Origin of the sequence: Pseudomonas sp. 31-12, assembly GCF_003151075.1 — a bacterium.
Lineage (GTDB): Bacteria > Pseudomonadota > Gammaproteobacteria > Pseudomonadales > Pseudomonadaceae > Aquipseudomonas.
Window position 1 is genome coordinate 2,544,660 of the sequence record NZ_CP029482.1, and the last position, 19,113, is coordinate 2,563,772.

At 62.2% G+C, this 19,113-nt stretch carries 19 protein-coding genes and 1 pseudogene; 10 read left to right on the top strand and 10 right to left on the bottom strand.

Features of this window, described 5'->3' with window-relative positions:
* Positions 1-56: 56 nt before the first annotated feature.
* A pseudogene (gene zapE, locus DJ564_RS11875) lies at positions 57-1,173 on the bottom strand (cell division protein ZapE).
* Between the two features lie 300 nt (positions 1,174-1,473).
* Between zapE and DJ564_RS11880 the strand changes: the two are divergent.
* From DJ564_RS11880 to DJ564_RS11910, 7 genes are all read left to right on the top strand, one after another.
* On the top strand, positions 1,474-1,980 hold the full coding sequence (locus tag DJ564_RS11880; protein ID WP_371922063.1) for a spore coat U domain-containing protein: 507 nt from the start codon (positions 1,474-1,476) through the stop codon (positions 1,978-1,980).
* Positions 1,981-1,999: 19 nt separating this feature from the next.
* Entirely contained in the window at positions 2,000-2,533 is a 534-nt protein-coding gene (locus DJ564_RS11885; protein ID WP_109629305.1) for a spore coat U domain-containing protein, read from the top strand.
* Positions 2,534-2,553: 20 nt separating this feature from the next.
* On the top strand, positions 2,554-3,090 hold the full coding sequence (locus tag DJ564_RS11890) for a spore coat U domain-containing protein (RefSeq protein WP_109629307.1): 537 nt from the start codon (positions 2,554-2,556) through the stop codon (positions 3,088-3,090).
* 4 nt (positions 3,091-3,094) lie between these two features.
* Positions 3,095-3,598, top strand: coding sequence for a spore coat U domain-containing protein (locus tag DJ564_RS11895; protein WP_109629309.1), 504 nt, complete (start codon positions 3,095-3,097; stop codon positions 3,596-3,598).
* Positions 3,599-3,626: 28 nt separating this feature from the next.
* Positions 3,627-4,415, top strand: coding sequence for a molecular chaperone (locus DJ564_RS11900; protein ID WP_109629311.1), 789 nt, complete (start codon positions 3,627-3,629; stop codon positions 4,413-4,415).
* Between the two features lie 197 nt (positions 4,416-4,612).
* Positions 4,613-6,970 (top strand): fimbria/pilus outer membrane usher protein, encoded by a 2,358-nt coding sequence (locus DJ564_RS11905; protein ID WP_109629313.1) that lies wholly within the window; start codon positions 4,613-4,615, stop codon positions 6,968-6,970.
* Positions 6,967-7,929 carry a spore coat U domain-containing protein gene (locus tag DJ564_RS11910; RefSeq protein WP_109629315.1) on the top strand — a complete coding sequence of 321 codons (963 nt, stop codon included), beginning with the start codon at positions 6,967-6,969 and terminating at the stop codon, positions 7,927-7,929. Before DJ564_RS11905 ends, DJ564_RS11910 begins: the two co-directional genes overlap by 4 nt.
* Before the next feature lie 188 nt (positions 7,930-8,117).
* Here DJ564_RS11910 and DJ564_RS11920 read toward each other — a convergent pair whose 3' ends face one another.
* The 7 genes from DJ564_RS11920 to DJ564_RS11950 all read right to left on the bottom strand — a co-directional run bounded on the left by DJ564_RS11920 (position 8,118) and on the right by DJ564_RS11950 (position 14,789).
* Complete coding sequence (locus DJ564_RS11920; protein ID WP_109629317.1) at positions 8,118-9,164, bottom strand: ABC transporter substrate-binding protein; 1,047 nt, start codon at positions 9,162-9,164, stop codon at positions 8,118-8,120.
* 18 nt (positions 9,165-9,182) lie between these two features.
* Entirely contained in the window at positions 9,183-10,298 is a 1,116-nt protein-coding gene (locus DJ564_RS11925; RefSeq protein WP_109629319.1) for an FAD-binding oxidoreductase, read from the bottom strand.
* Positions 10,295-11,650, bottom strand: coding sequence for an NAD(P)/FAD-dependent oxidoreductase (locus DJ564_RS11930; RefSeq protein ID WP_109629320.1), 1,356 nt, complete (start codon positions 11,648-11,650; stop codon positions 10,295-10,297). Before DJ564_RS11930 ends, DJ564_RS11925 begins: the two co-directional genes overlap by 4 nt.
* Positions 11,651-11,804: 154 nt before the next feature.
* On the bottom strand, positions 11,805-12,095 hold the full coding sequence (locus DJ564_RS11935) for a (2Fe-2S)-binding protein (RefSeq protein ID WP_109629322.1): 291 nt from the start codon (positions 12,093-12,095) through the stop codon (positions 11,805-11,807).
* A gap of 7 nt (positions 12,096-12,102) precedes the next feature.
* Complete coding sequence (locus tag DJ564_RS11940) at positions 12,103-12,897, bottom strand: ABC transporter permease (RefSeq protein ID WP_077749753.1); 795 nt, start codon at positions 12,895-12,897, stop codon at positions 12,103-12,105.
* Positions 12,898-12,903: 6 nt separating this feature from the next.
* Positions 12,904-13,773, bottom strand: coding sequence for an ABC transporter permease (locus DJ564_RS11945; protein ID WP_109629324.1), 870 nt, complete (start codon positions 13,771-13,773; stop codon positions 12,904-12,906).
* A complete protein-coding gene (locus DJ564_RS11950; protein WP_109629326.1) occupies positions 13,770-14,789 on the bottom strand; it encodes an ABC transporter ATP-binding protein in 1,020 nt (339 codons plus the stop codon). Before DJ564_RS11950 ends, DJ564_RS11945 begins: the two co-directional genes overlap by 4 nt.
* Before the next feature lie 243 nt (positions 14,790-15,032).
* On the opposite strand from DJ564_RS11950, the gene DJ564_RS11960 reads away from it, so the two are divergent.
* On the top strand, positions 15,033-15,869 hold the full coding sequence (locus tag DJ564_RS11960; protein ID WP_109629330.1) for an IclR family transcriptional regulator: 837 nt from the start codon (positions 15,033-15,035) through the stop codon (positions 15,867-15,869).
* Positions 15,870-16,002: 133 nt separating this feature from the next.
* Here the strand turns inward: DJ564_RS11960 and DJ564_RS11970 are convergent, their stop codons facing one another.
* Both DJ564_RS11970 and DJ564_RS11975 read right to left on the bottom strand, forming a co-directional pair.
* Positions 16,003-16,755 carry an anti-sigma factor gene (locus tag DJ564_RS11970; RefSeq protein WP_109629331.1) on the bottom strand — a complete coding sequence of 251 codons (753 nt, stop codon included), beginning with the start codon at positions 16,753-16,755 and terminating at the stop codon, positions 16,003-16,005.
* Positions 16,752-17,258 (bottom strand): RNA polymerase sigma factor, encoded by a 507-nt coding sequence (locus DJ564_RS11975; protein WP_109629333.1) that lies wholly within the window; start codon positions 17,256-17,258, stop codon positions 16,752-16,754. The genes DJ564_RS11970 and DJ564_RS11975 overlap by 4 nt, the downstream gene beginning before the upstream one ends.
* A 163-nt stretch (positions 17,259-17,421) precedes the next feature.
* Between DJ564_RS11975 and DJ564_RS11980 the strand changes: the two genes are divergently transcribed.
* Entirely contained in the window at positions 17,422-18,513 is a 1,092-nt protein-coding gene (locus tag DJ564_RS11980; protein WP_109629335.1) for a catalase family peroxidase, read from the top strand.
* Positions 18,510-19,052, top strand: coding sequence for a cytochrome b (locus DJ564_RS11985; RefSeq protein ID WP_109629337.1), 543 nt, complete (start codon positions 18,510-18,512; stop codon positions 19,050-19,052). The genes DJ564_RS11980 and DJ564_RS11985 overlap by 4 nt, the downstream gene beginning before the upstream one ends.
* Positions 19,053-19,113 lie beyond the last annotated feature (61 nt).

Here is a 19,113-nt window from a genome sequence, read left to right on the forward strand (position 1 = left end):
CGGTCACCAGTGGGAGCGGGCTTGCTCGCGAAGAGGCCGAAACTGCGACACAAAAACTACGGCTCCCTGACCTCCATCAACTGCCCCAACCGACTCCGCGTACGCGCAAAGTCAATCGCATCGCCCCCCAGGCTTTCACGCAACGACTGCTCACCGACCAACGTCAGGTGCTTGTCCTGATCGTACAAAACGTCAATCAGATTGACGCTGTTGCGCCGCCATCGAGCACGCTGCCAGGTTGGGCAGCTGGTCGATGGTCCAGTCATCGAAACGCCGGCACAGCTCCAGGTAATCCATGACTGCCGTGGGGTGTTCGCACAGGTCGTCAAAGGTAAAACCGATGCTGCGGTCTTCGCAGCGTCGCGCTTGAAGGTGCCGTGCGCCGACCGGCAGTTGCAGGGCCGGTGCGCCACGTTCCGGCAGTTTCAACGCCTGACGTTGCTCCACGGTGCCCGGCCAGACGTACCGTCCCTGGGTAAACACCTGATGCGCGTGGGTTTTCATCTGACTGCGGTAGTCATGGGGCCCGCCGACTTCCATGACCTGCATGCGCGCGTGGATCAAGTCGATCACCGGTTTGAACCGGGCGTGGTAGAGCGGGTTGGGCAACAAACCTTCCGGCGGATAATTGGAGGTCACCAGCAGCAGGATACCCCGTTGGAACAAAGCCTTGAACAGGCGCGTGATGAGCATCGCATCGCCGATGTCGTGGACGTGGAACTCGTCGAAGCACAACACGCGGCAGTCGTTCAGCAACTCATCAAGGGTGACGGCCAGCGCATCGGGCTGATCACGGTGAGTGAACATGCCCTGGTGCAGCCGGGCAAAGAACTGATGAAAGTGCAGGCGCTGTTTTTCCGTGATCGGGATGGCCTGGAAAAACCCGTCGAGCAACCAGCTCTTGCCGCGACCGACCGCACCATGCAAGTAAAGGCCGGGGAGTGTTTTCGCCGATGCACCGAGCAGTGCCGTGGCGTGCTGCGCCATGCAGTCGATCACGCGCTGTTGGCTGTGGCTGAGGGTGTACCCCTGGGCGTGAGCCTTGTGGCGGAAGTAGTCGTGGATCACTCGACCGGACGCACTGGCTGGCGTAGCCGACACCTTGCCGAACAAGCGGCGAAGCGCGGGCCAGCGCGGTGTGAGTCGAGAACGGTTGGGCGGTCGAACAGCCACTGTGAGGTCACCCCGTAATCGTCAGGCAGGCTGCCCGAGCTGCGGCGGAGTAGTGTAACCAAAGGCTGAATTTGCCTGCCAGTGCTGTCGACCGATGACCCGATATCTCAACAGGATTCTTTGGGTTGTAGAGCTTTTTTAAGCCGTTATATCGGTGTTATTCCGCCAAATCCCGGTAGAAAACGCCTGTTGCAGAGGTGCATTGACGATCAGCGGCTGGCGAAATTCGGGTCCATTGCTACCCTGATGTCTAGTAGCCACCCCACACAAGGAAATGGGACCGTGAAAGGAATTAGGGTCGTGGCAATTATAGGTCTGGCGCTCAGCGCGCAAGTGTTTGCCGCCGAACTTCAGGTCGACGTGCGCATCGACGTGCAGCGTGGTTGCCAGGTGATTGGGCAGCAACACCGAGCAGGAATCGAGCAACTGGGCGTGCTCGACTTCGGCAGCACCGCGCGACTGGATGACCCGGCCGGAACGCTGGGCGCGGCGCTGATGAATGAGCGACTGCCACGGCTCGAATGCAACCCCGACACCCCTTATCAATTACGCGTCGACGGCGGCCTGCACGGTGGTGTCGGTGACGTGCGCTACATGGCCGGTTCCGCCGGCAGCAAACCCATCCCTTATCGGCTCTACCAGGACCGGGCGCGACTGATCCCGCTGGCGGTGAATGTCCCGGTGAGTGGTCGTGTACCGGATTCCGGTTCAGTGGATTTGCCCTTGTATGCCCGTATCGAACGGCTCGCGGAGATTCCCCGTGTCAGCCGCTATTCAGACGTGGTGAAAGTGACGGTCACCTGGTAACGAGGAGTGGGTTGGCGCCATGACAAACAGGCACTGGAGGGTGATCGCCGCGAGCTTGCTGGTTCTGCTGGCCGAAGACGCGCAAGCCGCGGTCAGCGGGCAGATTCATGCGCGGCTGACCATTACCTCCGGATGTGAAGTCACCAATGGTGCTGAACCTGGCAGTGCGCCCAGCGATTTCGGCACGCTTGATTTCGGCCAGCAAGGCCCGACCTGGAATCGTCCGATCAACGCCAGCCTGGGCGACGACGGTAACGGCAGGCTGAACGTCGTGTGCAATCCGTCGGTCACCGGGTTCACCGTTACCATTGATGGCGGCGCCCATGGCGACGGCACGACTCGTCGCCTGAGCAACGGCAGCGAGACCGTCCCTTATCAGTTGTTCCTCGATGCGTCCGGAAGCCAGCGCTACAGCATCGGCCAACAACACAATTTCGCTGTCACCAGCGGGGCCCGGATACCGATCCCGGTATTTGGCTCGGTGGTGGCGAATGCCCGAGCGCTACCGGCCGGTGTCTATACCGACACCCTGACGGTAACGCTGGATTGGTAACCCCGTAGAGGACGGACACCATGCACATGCTCGTATCAAGGATAGGTTTGTCATTGCTCGGCCTGACGCTGGTGTCCAGTGCCCATGCCGCGACCACGGTCACCGGCCAGATCACCTCCAGCCTGATCCTGACCAACAGTTGTCAGGTCAACGGTGCCGGTGGTTCCAGCGGCCTGAACTTCGGTGCTTTGAATTTCGGCACCGAAAACAGCCTGTTCACCACCGCCAATGCGCAAGTGCTGGGCGGCGGTGGCGGGGCGTTGTCGATCCTCTGTTCCAGCGGCACCACGCCGGCGGTGAAGGTCCGGGCGGGTGCCAATGACGGCCTTTCTGCCGGCGGTACCCGGGCGCTGGCAGATGGCAGTGGCAACTACGTGCCGTATGACCTGTACACCGACTCCGGGCATTCGCAGATTCTGGCCATCGACGGGGTGATCAACCTTGCGACCAGCACCGGGGTGGCGCAGACCGTGAACCTCTACGGAAAAGCCGTGGGCAAGGCCGGACTGCCGGCCGGCACCTACACCGACACCGTTGCCGTCGAACTGACGTTCTAGCGCGATGACCCAAAAGCACGGCTATGCGGCACTGATCCTGCTGTGTGCGGGGAGCGTGCCGTTGCCGCTGGCGGCGGTGACCAGCCAGAGTTTTCAGGTCAGCGCCACGATCACCGCCGGGTGCCTGGTGGTGGGCGGCGTATCGAATTACGGCAGTCTCGACTTCGGCAGTCAGTCAGCCCTGGCCACCGACACGGTGCAGGTGGCGTTGAGCGCTGGTGTGCAGTTGCAATGCACACCGGGGGTGACGATGAACATGAGTGTCGATGGTGGCCAGTACAACAACAGCGGGCGGCATATGCAGCTCACCACCGGCAGTAACCGTGTGGCGTATCAGCTGTTTCGCGATGCGGCTTTCAGCCAGAGCCTGGGGATTGGCCAGAGTGTTGCCGTGGCCTACAGCGATGCCAATAACATCAGCCTGCCGATTTATGGACGGGTGCAATTACCGGGCAATCAGCCTGGGGGGACGTACAGCGATGTGTTGCAGGTGCAGCTGTCGTGGTAACGCGTCGTTTTGAATAAGGAGCAGGCCTATGAGTTCACCTTCGCAGCGGCATTCAGTCATGCGTTGTGTGGTGTTGATGTGGGTGTTACTGGGGACGGTCGAGGTGCAAGCCGCCAGTTCGGTGCTGATCTGGCCGATCGACCCGGTGCTGGAGGCCGATCAACAGGCCAGTGCCTTGTGGCTGGAAAACCGCGGCAATGAGACCGCCAACCTGCAGATCCGGGTATTCGCCTGGAGCCAGAGCGGCTTCAACGATCAGTATCAGAATCAGCGCGATGTGATTGGCAGCCCACCGGTGGCGAAGATTGAACCGGGTCAGAAACAACTGGTGCGCCTGACCCGCACCCGGGAGATTCCACCGGGGCAGGAACTGGCTTACCGCATCATCATCGATGAAATTCCCTCGGCTAAAACCCCGGCTTCCGAAAACGGCAAGACCGCTGCGGCGATTCGTTTTCAGATGCGTTATTCCGTCCCGTTGTTCGCCTATGGCGCCGGGCTGTGGAGCAAGGAAGACACCACCCGCCAACGCGATCCCAAAGGCGTCGGCTTGCCCGATCTGAGCTGGCGTACGGTGGCGGTGGACGGTCGGCCCTATGTCGAAGTGCGCAATCAGGGCGCAGTGCATGCTCGGCTGACCGATGTGGCACTCAAGCAAGGCGGCCAGACCCAACCCCTGGTGGAAGGCCTGCTGGGTTACGTGTTGCCCGGCGCAATCATGCGCTGGCCGGCACCGGGACCGATGGCCGCCAATCCGGCGTTGCAGGTGCGGATCAATGGCGCGCCGCAGGTTCAGAGCATCACGCCGGCACGTTGACCACATTCCCTGTAGCAGCTGGCGAAGCCTGCGTTCGGCTGCGAAGCAGTCGCAAAACGGTCTCCGCGATTTACCTGAATAACCCCGGTGCCTGATCAAGCGACTGCTACGCAGCCGAACGCAGCCTTCGGCAGCTGCTACAGGTCGTGTGTGCTGTGACAAGGAGGGATCTGTCCATAGACGGACCTAATGCGCGAATGAGCCAACGCCTGGCTCGCAGTTTCCAGCGGCCGTTGTGGGCATTGAGCTGCGCGTGCTGGTTGGTGTTCAACTCTCAGGCCCGGGCCGGTGATCTGCCGCCCCCGCCCAGCGGCATGGAGGCTGTGGCCGATGCACAGTTGTTTCTGGAATTGGTGGTCAATCAGATGAATACCGGACGAATCGTGGCGGTGGAGCAGCGGGGCGGACGCTTCTTTTTGAGCGCCAGCGCATTGCGCGACAGCGGCATCAAGCTGCCTGAAAACACCGGCACCGAAGTCGACCTCGACAGCCTGCCGGGCCTGCGCAGCGAGTACGACAGCGGCGCTCAACGGCTGCTGCTGGAGGTGCCGCCGGACTGGCTGCCGGAGCAGTTCGTCGGCAACCGCCAAGCCTATCCGCGAACGCCAGCGCTGAGCAGTTTCGGGGCCTTGCTCAACTACGACCTGTACCTCAACGACACCGATGACGCCGGCACCTACCTTGCGGCGTGGAACGAAGTAAGGCTGTTCGACAGCTGGGGCACGCTGTCCAACACCGGGCAATACCGCCGCACCTTGTCGGGGAATGCGGTCAGCACACTGAACAACGGTTACCTGCGCTACGACACCACCTGGCGTTACTCCGACGACGAGCGATTGCTCACTTATGAGGCCGGCGACCTGGTCAGCGGCGCCTTGCCCTGGAGCAGTTCGGTGCGCCTGGGCGGTGTGCAGGTGTCTCGCGACTTCGGCGTGCGCCCGGACCTGGTGACCTATCCGTTACCGCAATTTGCCGGGGAAGCGGCAGTGCCGTCCTCGGTGGACCTGTTCATCAACGGCTACAAATCCAGCAGCGCCGAACTGCAGCCCGGGCCTTACACACTGACCAATATCCCGTTCATCAACGGCGCCGGTGAAGCGGTCGTGGTGACGACGGATGCACTCGGCCGACAGGTCTCGACCACGGTGCCGTTCTACGTCACCAGCAGCTTGCTGCAAAAAGGCTTGAGCGATTTTTCAGTGACGGCGGGCACCTTGCGGCGGGACTACGGAATACGAGATTTCAGCTACGGCCCCGGTGTCACTTCCGGCAGCCTGCGTTACGGCTTGAGCGATAACCTCACCCTGGAAAGCCATGCCGAGGCTTCGGATTCCCTGAGTCTCGGTGGCGTGGGCGGTAACCTGCGGCTGGGCAATTTCGGGGTGCTCAATACCGCGCTCAGCCAAAGCCGTTTCGAGGGCGAAAGCGGTCAGCAATTGAGCCTCGGTTATCAGTACAGCAGCCAGCGCTACAGCTTCTCCTGGCAACGCCTGCAACGTCGCGACCACTACGCCGACCTGACCGTGATCGACAGCCCTTACACCACCCTGAGCACACGCAGCGAACAAGCGACCCTGAGCCTCAACCTCGACACCTGGGGCAGCCTCGGTGTCGGTTATTTCGACGTGCGTGCGGCGGATGATTCGCGCACCCGGCTGCTCAACATGACCTGGAGCAAACCCTTGTGGCGCAACAGCAGTTTCTACCTGTCGGCCAACCGCGAAATCGGTGACAGCAACTGGGCGGTGCAGGCGCAACTGGTGATCCCCTTCGATCTGCGCGGCAGCCTGGCCATCAGCAGCGAGCGCAGCAAGAACGGGCAAAACCAGCAGCGGGTCAACTACAGCCGCGCGGTGCCCACCGAAGGCGGGGTGGGTTTCAACCTCGGTTACGCCCAGGGCGACGGCCCGGATTATCGTCAGGCCGACCTGACCTGGCGCCTGCAATCGGTGCAGTTGCAGGCGGGTGTCTACGGCAACAGCGACGCTGAAACCCGTTGGGCCGATGCCAGCGGTTCGCTGGTGTGGATGGACCGTCAGGTCTTCGCGGCCAACCGGATCGACGACGCGTTCGTGGTGGTCAGCACCGAGGGTTTCGCCGACATTCCCGTGCGCTACGAAAACCAGCAGGTCGGCCAGACGGATCGCAACGGCCACTTGCTGGTGCCGTGGAGCAGCGCCTATTACCGCGGCAAATACGAGATCGATCCGCTGAATTTGCCGGCCAACGTGCGCAGCCCCAATGTCGAGCAGCGGATCGCGGTACGCCGGGGCAGCGGTTATCTGCTGGCGTTTCCACTCAGCAAGGTGATTGCGGCGAGCATCGTGCTGGTGGATGCGCAGCAACAGGAATTGCTTTTGGGCAGCAACGTTGTGCACGAGCAGAGCGGCGCACAAACCGTGGTCGGCTGGGACGGTCTGGTGTATCTGGAAAACCTTCAGAAGCAGAACAGCTTGCGGGTGTCCCTGGGGGATGGAAAGACCTGTCAGGTGCAGTTCGCCGTGGACTTGAATCAGGATCAGATTCCGTTGATCGGTCCGTTGGTGTGCCAATGAAATGGCTGGTGTTTTTGGCACTGTGGCTGCCGGGTGGCGCCTGGGCGCTGTGCTCTGTGGTCAGCACCACAGCGGCGGGGTTCGGTTCCCAGAGTTCGATTGCGGTGCGCACCACGGCTCAAACCAGTTCCACCCCCAATGCGGGGTTGAGTTGCAGCGGTTCACTGCTGTCTTTGCTGACCAATAATGACCACTTCTACGCAACAGTCTCATCGACTCAATCCGGCTTGCTCGGGCCGACCGGGGACGTCATCGGCTACACGTTGTACGCCGACAACAGCACCAGCTATCCGATCAACCGGGCCGTGGCATTCGATTTCGCCCGCAATGGCATCATCGACGCCCTCGGCCTGCTGGGCAGCGTGATACCGAAAACCGTGCCCGTTTATTTGCGAACGACCATTGGCAGCAACGTGGCGGCGGGCGTCTACAGCGAGACCCTGAGTATTTTCTGGAACTGGAATTATTGCGCGGGCGTCGGTGCCGGCAGCATCTGCCTGGGGCGCGACATCGGCAGTGGCACTGCGACGTTAACCGTTAACATGACCGTGGCCAACGACTGCACCATCACCGCGCCGAACATCAGTTTCGGCAGTGCGCCGGTGGTCAGCGCCTTCACCGCCGTCACCGGCCAGACCATCAACCTGGCCTGCACCAAGGGCAGCGCGTACACCGTGGGGCTGGACGACGGCCAGCATGCGGCCGGTATCGGCGGGCGTCGTCAGATGATCTCCGGGGCCAATTACCTGGCCTACGACATCTTCAAGAGCGCCGGCACCACCCGCTGGGGCAATGTCGGCAGTGCGCGCCGGGCCAGTTCCGATGCGGAGGTCAACCCAGGCAATGGCTTGGGCACGGGCAGCCAGGTGTTTAACTACAACGCAAAAATCTACACCGACCAGACCACACCGCCGGCCGGGACGTATCTGGACAGCGTGATCCTTGATGTCGGGTTCTAAGGGGCAGGCCGATGTCTTGTGGCGAGGGAGCTTGCTCCCGCTGGGCTGCGAAGCGGCCCCAAAACCATTCACCACGGTTTATCTGAAACACCGAAGTGAATGGTTTGGGGACTGCTGCGCAGTCCAACGGGAGCAAGCTCCCTCGCCACAGTTTCTGTGGTGCTTGTTCGATATCAGGGGGGCAGTGACTACCGCTCGATACTGCGATTCCACCGCGCATTCCACGCCGGGCGCTGTTCGTTGACCTGATCCCAATCAATCGCAATCGCGGTGGTCAGGTACTGCTTCATCGCCTCGACCTGGCCACGTGTCTTGTCGGTGGTCGGCGTGTTCGGGTTGGACGGGATCTGGTCGCCATCCTCCAGCGCAGCGGCCTGGGCTTCAGGTGTCAGCAAAAACGCAGCGAGTTTCTGCGCCAGCTCCGGTTGGGTGTTGTTGGCGATGGCGCACTCGGCCACGTTGAGCACCACGGAGCCTTCCTTCGGCTGCGCATATTCCACCGGCATGCCTTTGAGTTTCAGCGCGGTGACTTGAGTGGGCGTTAACGGGAACAGCGCCGCTTCGTCGGTCTGGAGCATTTCGGAAATCTTCGCCGAACTTGGAATGTACTCCAGCACGTTGCGCCCGACGGTATTCGGCCAAGCCTTGAAGCCCGGTTCGACGTCGGTTTCGCTGCCGCCCTGAATCCGGTTGAACATCAGGAAGCCGTGCAGGCCGAAGGTCGAGGAGGCCATCGACTGGAACACCAGTTTGTCCTTGAAGCGCGGGTCGGCCATGTCCATCCACGACGTCGGCGCGGCCCAGCCGTTCTCCTTGAACAGGCGCGTGTTGTACGCCAGCCCGGTCACGCCGAGACTGACCGCCACGGCTTGATCCTTGATGCGACCCTTGGCCGGAATCTGCGAAAGCGGCGCGCTGTCTTCGAGTTTGTCGCACAAGCCCATGGCGATGGCGCGGTACATAATGCCGTCGTCGAGGAACATCACGTGCATCTGCGGGTTGCCCTTGCTGGCCTGGACCTTGGCCAGGATATCGGCGGAAGTCCCCGGCACGATCACCACTTTGACGTTGTTGGCTTTCTCGAACACCGGCAGCACCTTGTCGGCGTAGAGCCGCTCCATGGTCCCGCCGTTCATGCCCAGATAAAGCGTGGGTTCGGCCTGGGCCTGGGTGACTGTGAACAGGGCAGTCAGACAGGAGAAACCGAGCAGTGCAGTGCGTTTGACGTTATTCATTGGCGCGACCTTCCTCTATCAAGCAACGGAGATGGAGTGAAACCGGGTGATGGAAAACGCATCCAGTGGCGTCTTGGAGGCGCCGCTGCAGATGATCTCGGTGAGCGCCAGGCCCACCGCCGGACCGATCTGGAAACCCGCGCCGGCAAAGCCGAAAGCGTGCAACAGACCGGGCCGGGTGCTGCTATGCCCGATCACCGGTTGGCGATCAGGCAGATAACCTTCGGTGCCGCTCCAGGTACGAATCGCCTGGGCACCTTCAAGAAACGGGTAGAGCTCGACGGCCTGGCGCAAGATCTCGATCACGGCGTGCTGGCCGGGGCGGGCGCGCGCGTCATCGAGGGCAAAACCCTGGCCGCCGCCGAGCACGCAATTGCCGCGCGCCACCTGGCGGGCGTAGATGCCGCCACCCTCGACGCCGGTGCTGGCATTCATCACCAGCGGCAATGGCTCGGTGACCAGCATCGCCGGGTGGCCGGCGTGCATGGGCACCGCTTCGCCAAACTGTGCGGCCAGGTGTCCGGCCCAGGCCCCAGCGCAGTTCAGCAACCAGGGCGCGTGCAATTCGAGGCCGGTTTGAGTGCTGACACGAAAGCGCTGACCGTCGTGTTCCACCGCCGTTACGGCGCATTGTTCATGGACTTGCGCGCCGTGCCGACGAGCCGTTTGCGCGAAGGCGGGGGACACCAGTCGCGGGTTGGCGTGGCCGTCGTCCGGGCAAAACGATGCGCCCACTGCGACGTCGCCGACCCACGGAAAACGCGCGCGCAATTCGCGTCGGTCGAGCACCTGCAAATCGAGACCGAAGCCCTGGCTACTGACGGCATAGTGCTGCAAGGCATGCAGATCGCTGAGGCTGCGGGCCAGTTTCAAGTGACCGCTGCGCTGGTATTCGCCGTCGATGCCGATCAGTTGCGGCAACTGTCCCCATAGCTCGTGGGCCCGTTGCGACAATGGCAACTGCGACAGCGGACGGCCCTGGCGTCGCACGCCGCCGTAGTTCACGCCGCTGGAATGCGAGCCGCAAAAGTCGCGCTCCAGCAGCGCGACACGACGGCCGGCCTTGCTCAGAAACAGTGCGGCCGAGGCCCCGACAATGCCGCCGCCAATGATCACCGCATCGACTTCGATCATGGCTCGACCTCCAGACCAAACGGCAGCGGTTTGATCGGCGCCTGCGCCCGTAATCGACCGATTTCCGACACCGGGCGCCGGCTTTCGCAGGCAATGATTTCCGCCGCTGCGGCACCGCACATCCGCCCCTGGCAGCGACCCATGCCAATGCGGCAATGCGCCTTGACCCGATTGATCTCCCAGTGACCTTCACGCACCACCTGGCGGATCTCGCCGGCGCGCACTTCTTCGCAGCGGCAGACGACCACCTCATCGGCGGTTTCGTTGGCCCAGTGCTCGGGAAAGGCGAAGGCGCGCTCCAGTCCGTGGCGGAATTCGCCGATGCGTTGCAGGGAGCGTTCAAGGTTATCGGGACGTTGCGGTGGAATCAGGTAGCCGATGTCTTCGAGCAACGCCAACGCCGCGCGTTCGCCCGCCATTTCAGCGGCATCGGCGCCCATGATGCCGGCGCCATCACCAGCCAGATAAACCTCGGCGACACTGCTGCGGCCGGCGTGGTCGCGCTGCGGCAACCAGGCGCGGTTGAGTGGGTTCCAGGCGAATGCGCAACCCAGCAAATCGGCGAGTTGGGTTTCACTGCGCAGGCCATGGGCGAAGGCGACGGCGTCACAATCGATCTGCTGTTCACCTTTGGCGTTGGACCAGTCCAGCGAGTGCACGCGTTGTTCGCCGTTGATGCGTTTCAGGGTTGCGCCCTGATGCACCGGGATGCCGTGGGCGGTCAGCCAGCTGCGGTAATAGATGCCTTTGGCCAGCGTCGACGGTTGCGCGAGAAGGCCGGGCAGGGCGCGGGCCTGCGCGCTGAAAGGGGAGCTGTCGAGCACCGCGACCACCTTCGCGCCGGCCTTGGCGTATTGATACGCCACCAGGTACAGCAACGGGCCGCTGCCGGCGAACACCACGCGTTCGCCGATGGCGCAGCCCTGGAATTTGAGCGCGATCTGCGCAGCGCCGAGGCTGTACACACCCGGTAGCGTCCAGCCCGACACCGGAAGAATCCGGTCGGTGGCACCGGTGGCGACGATCACGCGGGAGAATTCCAGTCGTGCGGCACGGCCCACATGCAAGGTGTCCAGCGCACCGTCTTCGGCGTTCCAGACTAGCGTCTCGGGGCGGTAGTCGAGGTGTTCGCGCAGCGCGTCGATCGTCTGATGCAACGCACTGGCCTTACTCGCCTCGAAGCCATACAGCTTGACCGCCGAGCGCTTGAAATTCTCCGGCTGGCGCCGATAAATCTGCCCGCCACCGCGCGCCGCTTCGTCCAACAGAACCGGACGAACCCCATGCGCCACCAACGTCTGCGCCGCACGAATCCCCGCCGGGCCAGCGCCGATGATGACCACCGAATTCATACCCACCTCATGTGTGAACGCCGCTGAACCCCTGTGGGAACGAGCTTGCTCGCGATGACGGCGGTACAGTCAACAGATGTGGTGTCAGACAGTCCGCTATCGCGAGCAAGCTCGCTCCCACAGGGGATCCGGTTTCTGCTGGTAGGAAATGTGTTCATAGGCTGCGCCCCGGTTCGCGGCTGATGTGTTGGCCGGCTTCAAGCAGTGTTGAACAGGCGCGTACGCGGCGGCCATCGCCCAGGCGCACCCAGCAGTCCTGGCAGGCGCCCATCAGGCAGAAGCCGGCGCGGGGTTCGGCGCTGAAGTCGCTGCCGCGCAGGTGTTCGCTGCAGGTCAGCACGGCGGTCAGCAGCGTGTCGCCGAGCAGGCCGGTCGCCGGTTTCCCGTCGAGGGTAAATTCCACAGCCGGGCGGTCGCCTTCGGCCAGTCGTTTCAGCAGTGCCATGGCGCCCTCATTGTTTACCCACCAGCACCCGATCCAGGCCATACACCCGATCGAGCAGAATCATCGTCAGCGCAGTCAGCCCGATCACCAGTGCCGACACCGCCGCCATCATCGGATCGATGGATTCGGTGGCGTACACATACATGCGCACCGGCAGGGTTTGCGTGGCCGGCGAGGTGACGAAAATCGACAGCGTGACCTCGTCAAAACTGTTGATGAACGCCAGCAGCCAACCGCCGGCGACCCCCGGCAGAATCATCGGCAAGGTGATTTCCCGGAACAGCGTGAAACGCCCGGCACCGAGCGATTGCGCCGCGTGTTCGGCGCTGCGATCCAGGCCAATGGCCGAGGCCAACACCAACCGCAACACATACGGCGTAATCACCAGCACATGGGCGAAGATCAGCCAGGCGAAGCTACCGTTGACGCCCATCAGCGCAAACAAACGCAGCAATGCGACACCCAGCACCAGGTGCGGAATGATGATCGGTGACAGAAACAAACCGTTGAGAAAATCCCGGCCCGGAAACTCGAAACGCGTGATCGCCAGCGCCGCCGGCACCGCAATCAGCGTCGCGATACTGGCCGCGCAAAATGCCAGAATCAGACTGTTGTAGAACGCATCGACAAAGTCGGCGCGCTCGAACACCGCGCGGAACCAGCGCAGGGAAAACTCCGTGGTGGGCAGGCTCAGGGTGTTTTCCGGGGTGAAGGCCACGAGGCACACCACCACCAGCGGCGCGAGCATGAACAGCACCACCAGGGCATGGAACAGCAGGGCGAAAGGACCGTTCTTGGACATGACGAGTTATCCCAATGACTTCTTGTATCGGCCTTCGATCATCCGGTTCCACGACAGCATGATCAGCAGGTTGAGCAACAGCAGCGCCACGGCGATGGCTGCGCCCATCGGCCAGTTGAGCTCCGACAGGTATTGGTCGTAGATCAGCGTGGCGACCATCTTCAGGCGTCGTCCGCCGAGCAGACCAGGAATGGCAAAGGAACTGGCGGCGAGGCCGAATACGATCAAGGTGCCCGACAGCACGCCCGGCATGATCTGCGGCAATACCACCTGGCGCATCACGGTGAAGTGGCTGGCGCCCAGCGACAGCGCGGCCTGCTCGGCGGCGGGGTCGAGTTTCTGCAGCGAGGTCCAGACCGGAATAATCATGAACGGCAGCATCACGTGGACCAGCGCAATCACCACTGCGAACGGCGTGTACAGCAACTTCATCGGCGAGCCGCCGAAGGCTTGCAGGGTCTGGTTGACTAGCCCGTCGGCACCGAGCAGCAGGCTCCAGCCGAAGGCGCGCACCACCACTGATATCAGCAGCGGCGTGAGGATCAGAATCAGGAAAATCGAGCGCCAAGGCGCGCCCATGCGGCTGAGGATGTAGGCCTCTGGCACACCGATCACCACGCAGAGCAGGGTGGTCAAGGCGCTGATCCACATTGTGCGCAGGAAGATTTCGTAGAAGTACGGATCGCCCAGCAAGCTGCTGTAGTGATCAAAAGTGAAAGCGTCGCCATTGATCCCCGAGCTGTAGTCAAAGACGTTGAACGACAGCACCAGGGTCAGCAGCAGCGGGATGATCAGCAGCCCGAGGTACAACGCCAGGGCCGGTGCCGACAGCCAGTAACCCTGGCGCCCTTGGCGAATGGCGGCAAGCGTACTCATGCCGGCACCTCATCGACAGTCAGCACCCGCAGCAACGTTGCGTCCCAATCGAGCCCGACTGCCGTGCCTTCGGTCAGCGGTGCCGAACCGTCGTTGCGGCGCACCACGCTGAGTTCGCCCAAGGTCGTCGAGACGCCGTATAACCATTGGCTGCCGAGGAAGAAACGGCTGACAATCTTGCCTTGCAGGCGACCCTGGCCCTGGTCGCGCAAATCGATTTTTTCCGGGCGCAGGCTCAGGGTCAGGTCACCGTCTCTTTGCACCTGGACCACGCCGGCGGCATCACGCTCGCCGGGCAGCAAATTGGCTTTGCCGACGAAGCCGGAAATGAACTCGGTGCGCGGGTGTTCGTAAAGGGTGTAGGGCGCATCGATCTGGGTGATGCGCCCGGCCTGCATCACCACCACGCGGTCGCTGATCGACAGCGCTTCGGATTGATCGTGGGTCACCATCAATGTGGTGATCCCGACTTCGCGCTGGATGCGGCGGATCTCGAATTGCATCTCTTCGCGCAAGTTGGCGTCGAGGTTGGACAGCGGCTCATCGAGCAGCAGCACCGGCGGCTCGATCACCAGGGCCCGGGCCAGTGCAACACGCTGGCGTTGGCCGCCGGAGAGTTCCCGAGGGTAACGCTCGGCGTGCTGATTGAGGCGCACCAGTTTGAGCACGCGATCGACCCGCTGTTGCAACTCGGCAGCGGGCACTTTGCGCATCCGCAAGCCAAAGGCGACGTTGTCTTTGACGGTCATGTGCGGGAACAGCGCGTAACTCTGGAACACCACGCCCAAACCACGGCTGGCGGGTTTGGCGTGGGTGATGTCGCGACCGTCGAGCAGGATGCGCCCGCTGCTGACTTCGACGAAGCCGGCGATCATTTGCAGGGTGGTGGTTTTGCCGCAGCCGGAGGGGCCGAGCAGGGACACGAATTCGCCTTTCTCGACCGAGAGGTCGGTGGCGACGACGGCGTCGATCTCGCCGTAACGTTTGCCGAGTCCTTCAAGTTGCACAAAAGCCATGACTGCGCTCCACCTGAGATTGTTATGCGTCGCCCGAAGGCGCGCTTTTTTGTATGGGCAGATACGAAAGGTGTTGCTGGGTGCGTTGGCGCTCGACTTCAGTCGGCTGCCGCTGTTGTTCGAATCGCCCCTGTCTGGACGCAGAGTAGGACGAAGCCTAGGATGGGCTCAATGGCCTATTTCACTGAAGCGATGACTATTTTCAGTTTCATTCAGTGAGTAAATTTATTGTCGAGAAATCACATGCCTGATTCCATTGAGCGGAATGAAAACAAAAATGAAGTCGGTGTCGGGGCTGTTTCCAGACTGTTTGCGGTATTGCGCAGCCTGGGTGACACCGTCGAGGGCGGGGAACGAGTGACGCAACTGGCGCAGCGCATCGGGCTGTCGCAACCGACCACCCACCGCTTGTTGCGCAGTTTGATGGACGAAGGCATGGTCGAGCAGGATGCACGCAGTAAACGCTATCGCCTGAGCCTGGAGTTTTTCGCGTTGGCGGCGCGGGCCGGCAACACCGGAAACCTGCGCGAACTGGTGCGGCCGTCGTTATTGCGGCTGTCGGCTTCGTTGGGGGATTCGTTGTTTTTGCTGGCGCGCAGCGGCTTTGATGCGATCTGTCTGGACCGCAGCGAAGGGCCGTTTCCGATTCGCACCTTTACCGGCGATATCGGTGGGCGGGTGGCGCTGGGTGTGGGGCAGGGCAGCTTGGCGATTCTGGCGTTTCTGCCGGAGGAGGAGCGCGATACGGTGATCCATTACAACTTGCCGCGGCTCAAGGATTTTCACCTGTACGACGAGGTGTTCCTGCGTTCGGAAGTCGAGAATGTGCGCACGCTGGGTTACGCCGGGCGCAACACTGGCGTGCTGCAAGGCATGGCCGGGGTGGCAGTGCCGATTCTGGATCGCGAGGGGCGGGCCGTGGCGGCGTTGAGCGTAGCCACGGTGAGTGATCGCCTGGGGCCGGATCGTTTGCCGACGGTGGTGGAGATGCTCAAGCGCGAAGCGGCGTTGATCGGGCCGCGGATCAATCCGTTTGATCCGTTGTTGCGCAGGCCATCCCAAGTATTCGGGCAGGGCTGACTACAGGCCAAAATCCACCACATGTCCCTGTGGGAGCGGGCTTGCCCGCGATAGCGCTGGATCAGTCACCATCATTGGTGGATGTGCAACCGCTATCGCGGGCAAGCCCGCTCCCACAGGGTATGTGGTGTGGTCAGAACTGGGTGGTCTGCTTGAGCATCTGCGCCGCCGGTGTATCGCTCGGGCTGACCATCGCATAGTTGTAACCGGCGCCGGACCAATACTCGGCCTGTAATTCACCATCGCTGCGACTGCCCCGAGGCAGCAGGTTGTTTTTCGGCCCGGGTGGTCGCACGTAGAAGCTGATCTTGTGCCCGCCCTGATCCTCGTAAACCACCATCGCCGCCGGCCCTTGCTCGGTGCTGAGCAAACGGCCGCTGACCGGTTTGAATCCCGAATCCGACAAGTCCGGCAGGCGATTGGCGTGAGAGAAATAGCGGTCGAGCCAACCCTGCATGTCGCCGTCGTCGCTGACCTTGTAGTCGGCCGGCAGGATGCCTTGCTGGGCGATCAAACGGTAAGCCTGCATCGCATCGGTCATCGGCGGTGACGCGCTGACCAGCGTCATTTCCCGCGCCTGCCAGCCGCTCAATCCGCCCACGCTGACGGCGATCAACAGCACCGCAGCGCTGGCCAGATGACGGCGGGACTGGCGTTTGATTCGTTGGCGGATCAACGCCGGGTCGAGGTCCGGGTTGGCCGTGTAGTGCAACGCGCCGCTCATGGCCGCGCGCAGTTGTTGGGCGTCCTGCTGCCAGTCGCGCACTTGCGCGGCGGTTTCCGGATTGCTCGCCAAGTAAGTCTCGACCAGGCGTCGGTCGGCGTCGTTGAGTTGATGATCGACGTAGGCGTGCAGGTCGCGTTCGCTCGGGGGCATGCTGATCATTTGAGTATCCGCAGAGAAGGGCTGGTGATTTCGCCGTCGCTGAGTTGGCGCAGGGCCTGACGGGCGCGGGACAGGCGGGACATCACGGTGCCGGTCGGGACGTCGAGAATCTCGGCGACCTCTTTATAACTCAAACCTTCCACCGACACCCAGAGCAGCAGCGCGCGCTGTTCAGTGGTGAGCTGGTCGAAGGCTTGCAGGGTGGATTGGGCAATCACGGTGCGTTCTACCGACGGCTCGGCATCGTCACGGCCGGTAAAGAATTCGAGCATCCGCGCGTAACGCCGGGTGCGCCGATGAGCGTCGAGAAATTGCCGGTAAAGAATAGAAAACAGCCAGGCGCGCAAGTCGCCCTCGGCGCGTTTGTCGCCCCAACTCGACAGGGCGCGCTCCAGGCTCGACTGCACCAGATCGTCTGCGCTGCTGGGATTGCGTGTCAACGACACGGCAAACCGGCGCAGTCTGGGAATGATTTCTCTGAGTTGTTCGTCGATATCGTTCATGAAGTTCTGACTAGTCACTACGCTGTGGTGAGTGTCAGGGAGACGCCCGCCATTGGAGGTTATTCCACGCCTGAAAAAATAAATACCGGGCGATGGAATAAAGCGGTGTGGCGTACGTCTGCTTGTTTCTTCTCACTTGTGGCCGATGGCCCTGGAGTCATTCATGGTAGATCGCTCATCTCCGCCCACCCGGCCACCCTTGAGTGCCGCGAGCCGGGCATTTCGCCTGGCCGGCATTGCTGTGGTCGTCGCTGTTTTGGCCGGGGCTTTTGCCTACGTCAACGGCACACTCGACCCACAGCGCTTGACGCCGAAAAAGCTGATCAATGTGCTGGAAACCAACAACGGCGTGCACCCGGGGTTTCGCCGTAACCACTCCAAAGGGGTGTGCGTGATCGGGCATTTCGAGAGCAGTGGCGAGGCACGCAGCTATTCCAGCGCCCAGGTCTTCAGCGAGCCGCAGACCCCGGTGGTCGGGCGTTTCGCATTGCCTGCGGGCAATCCCTACGCGCCTGACAACAGCGTGCCGATCCGCAGCATGGCGTTGCGTTTCACCCAGGCTAACGGTCAGCAATGGCGCACCGGGATGAACAGCATGCCGGTGTTCCCGGTGGGCACGCCTGAAGCGTTCTATCAATTGCAGCAAGCGCAATCGCCGGACCCGGCCACCGGCAAGCCGAACCCCGCGGCGGTTCCGGCCTTCTTTGGCGCTCACCCGGAAGCCGCGCCGTTCCTGGCCTGGATCAAGACTGCCAAGCCGTCGGCCAGTTATGCGACGGAGACCTACAACAGTGTCAACGCGTTTTACCTGGTGAACGCGGCCGGTCAGCGCCAGGCGGTGCGTTGGAGCATGACGCCGATTGCTCAGGATGCGGCGGGTGCCACGGCGCCTGAAGGGGCTGACTTCCTGGAAAAAGACCTGGTGCAACGTTTGTCCGCCGGGCCGCTGCGTTGGCAGTTGAACATCACCCTGGCGAACGCCGGTGATCCGGTCAACGACGCCAGCAAGGCCTGGCCTGACGGCCGCAAAGTGGTGAACGCCGGCACCTTGGTGCTGGAACGCACGCAACCGCAACTCGACGGCGAATGCCGTGACATCAACTACGACCCCCTCGTATTGCCGGCCGGTATCGAAGGTTCCGACGACCCATTGCTCGCCGCGCGCTCGGCGGGGTACGCCAGTTCCTACCTGCGCCGCACCAGTGAAGTCAAACAGTTGCCTGCCGCCAACGCTAAACAGGAGGCTCATCAATGAGCGCTCAACCTAACCATTTCGCACCGTTGGCGCGGCTGCTGCATTGGCTGATGGCGCTGATGATCATCGCAATGCTGTTTATCGGCGCGGGCATGGTGGCCTCGGTGTCCGAGCGGCATGAATGGCTGATCCATCTGCACGAACCCTTGGGCATCGCGATTCTGTTGCTGGTGATTGTGCGGCTGGTGGTGCGTTTTTCCACGCAGCAACCCCCGTTGCCGGCGGACTTGCCCGGTTGGCAGGTGATAGCGGCGAAGGCTTCGCATGTTTTGCTGTACGCGTTGATGCTGGTTTTGCCGCTGCTGGGCTGGGCGATGATTTCGGCGGCGGGGGACCCGGTGATGCTCAGCAATTCGATTCAGTTGCCGTCGATCCTGCCGGCCAATGCACAGATGTTTGCGTTTCTGCGCAAGGCTCATGGGTATCTGGCGTATCTGCTGTTTCTAACCGTGCTGTTGCATCTGGCAGCAGCGTTGTTTCACGGTTGGGTGCGACGTGATGAGGTGCTGGATAGCATGTTGCGCGGGAAGGATCGCTGATGACCTGTAGCAGCTGGCGCAGCCTGCGTTCGGCTGCGAAGCGGTCGTAATTCGGACACCT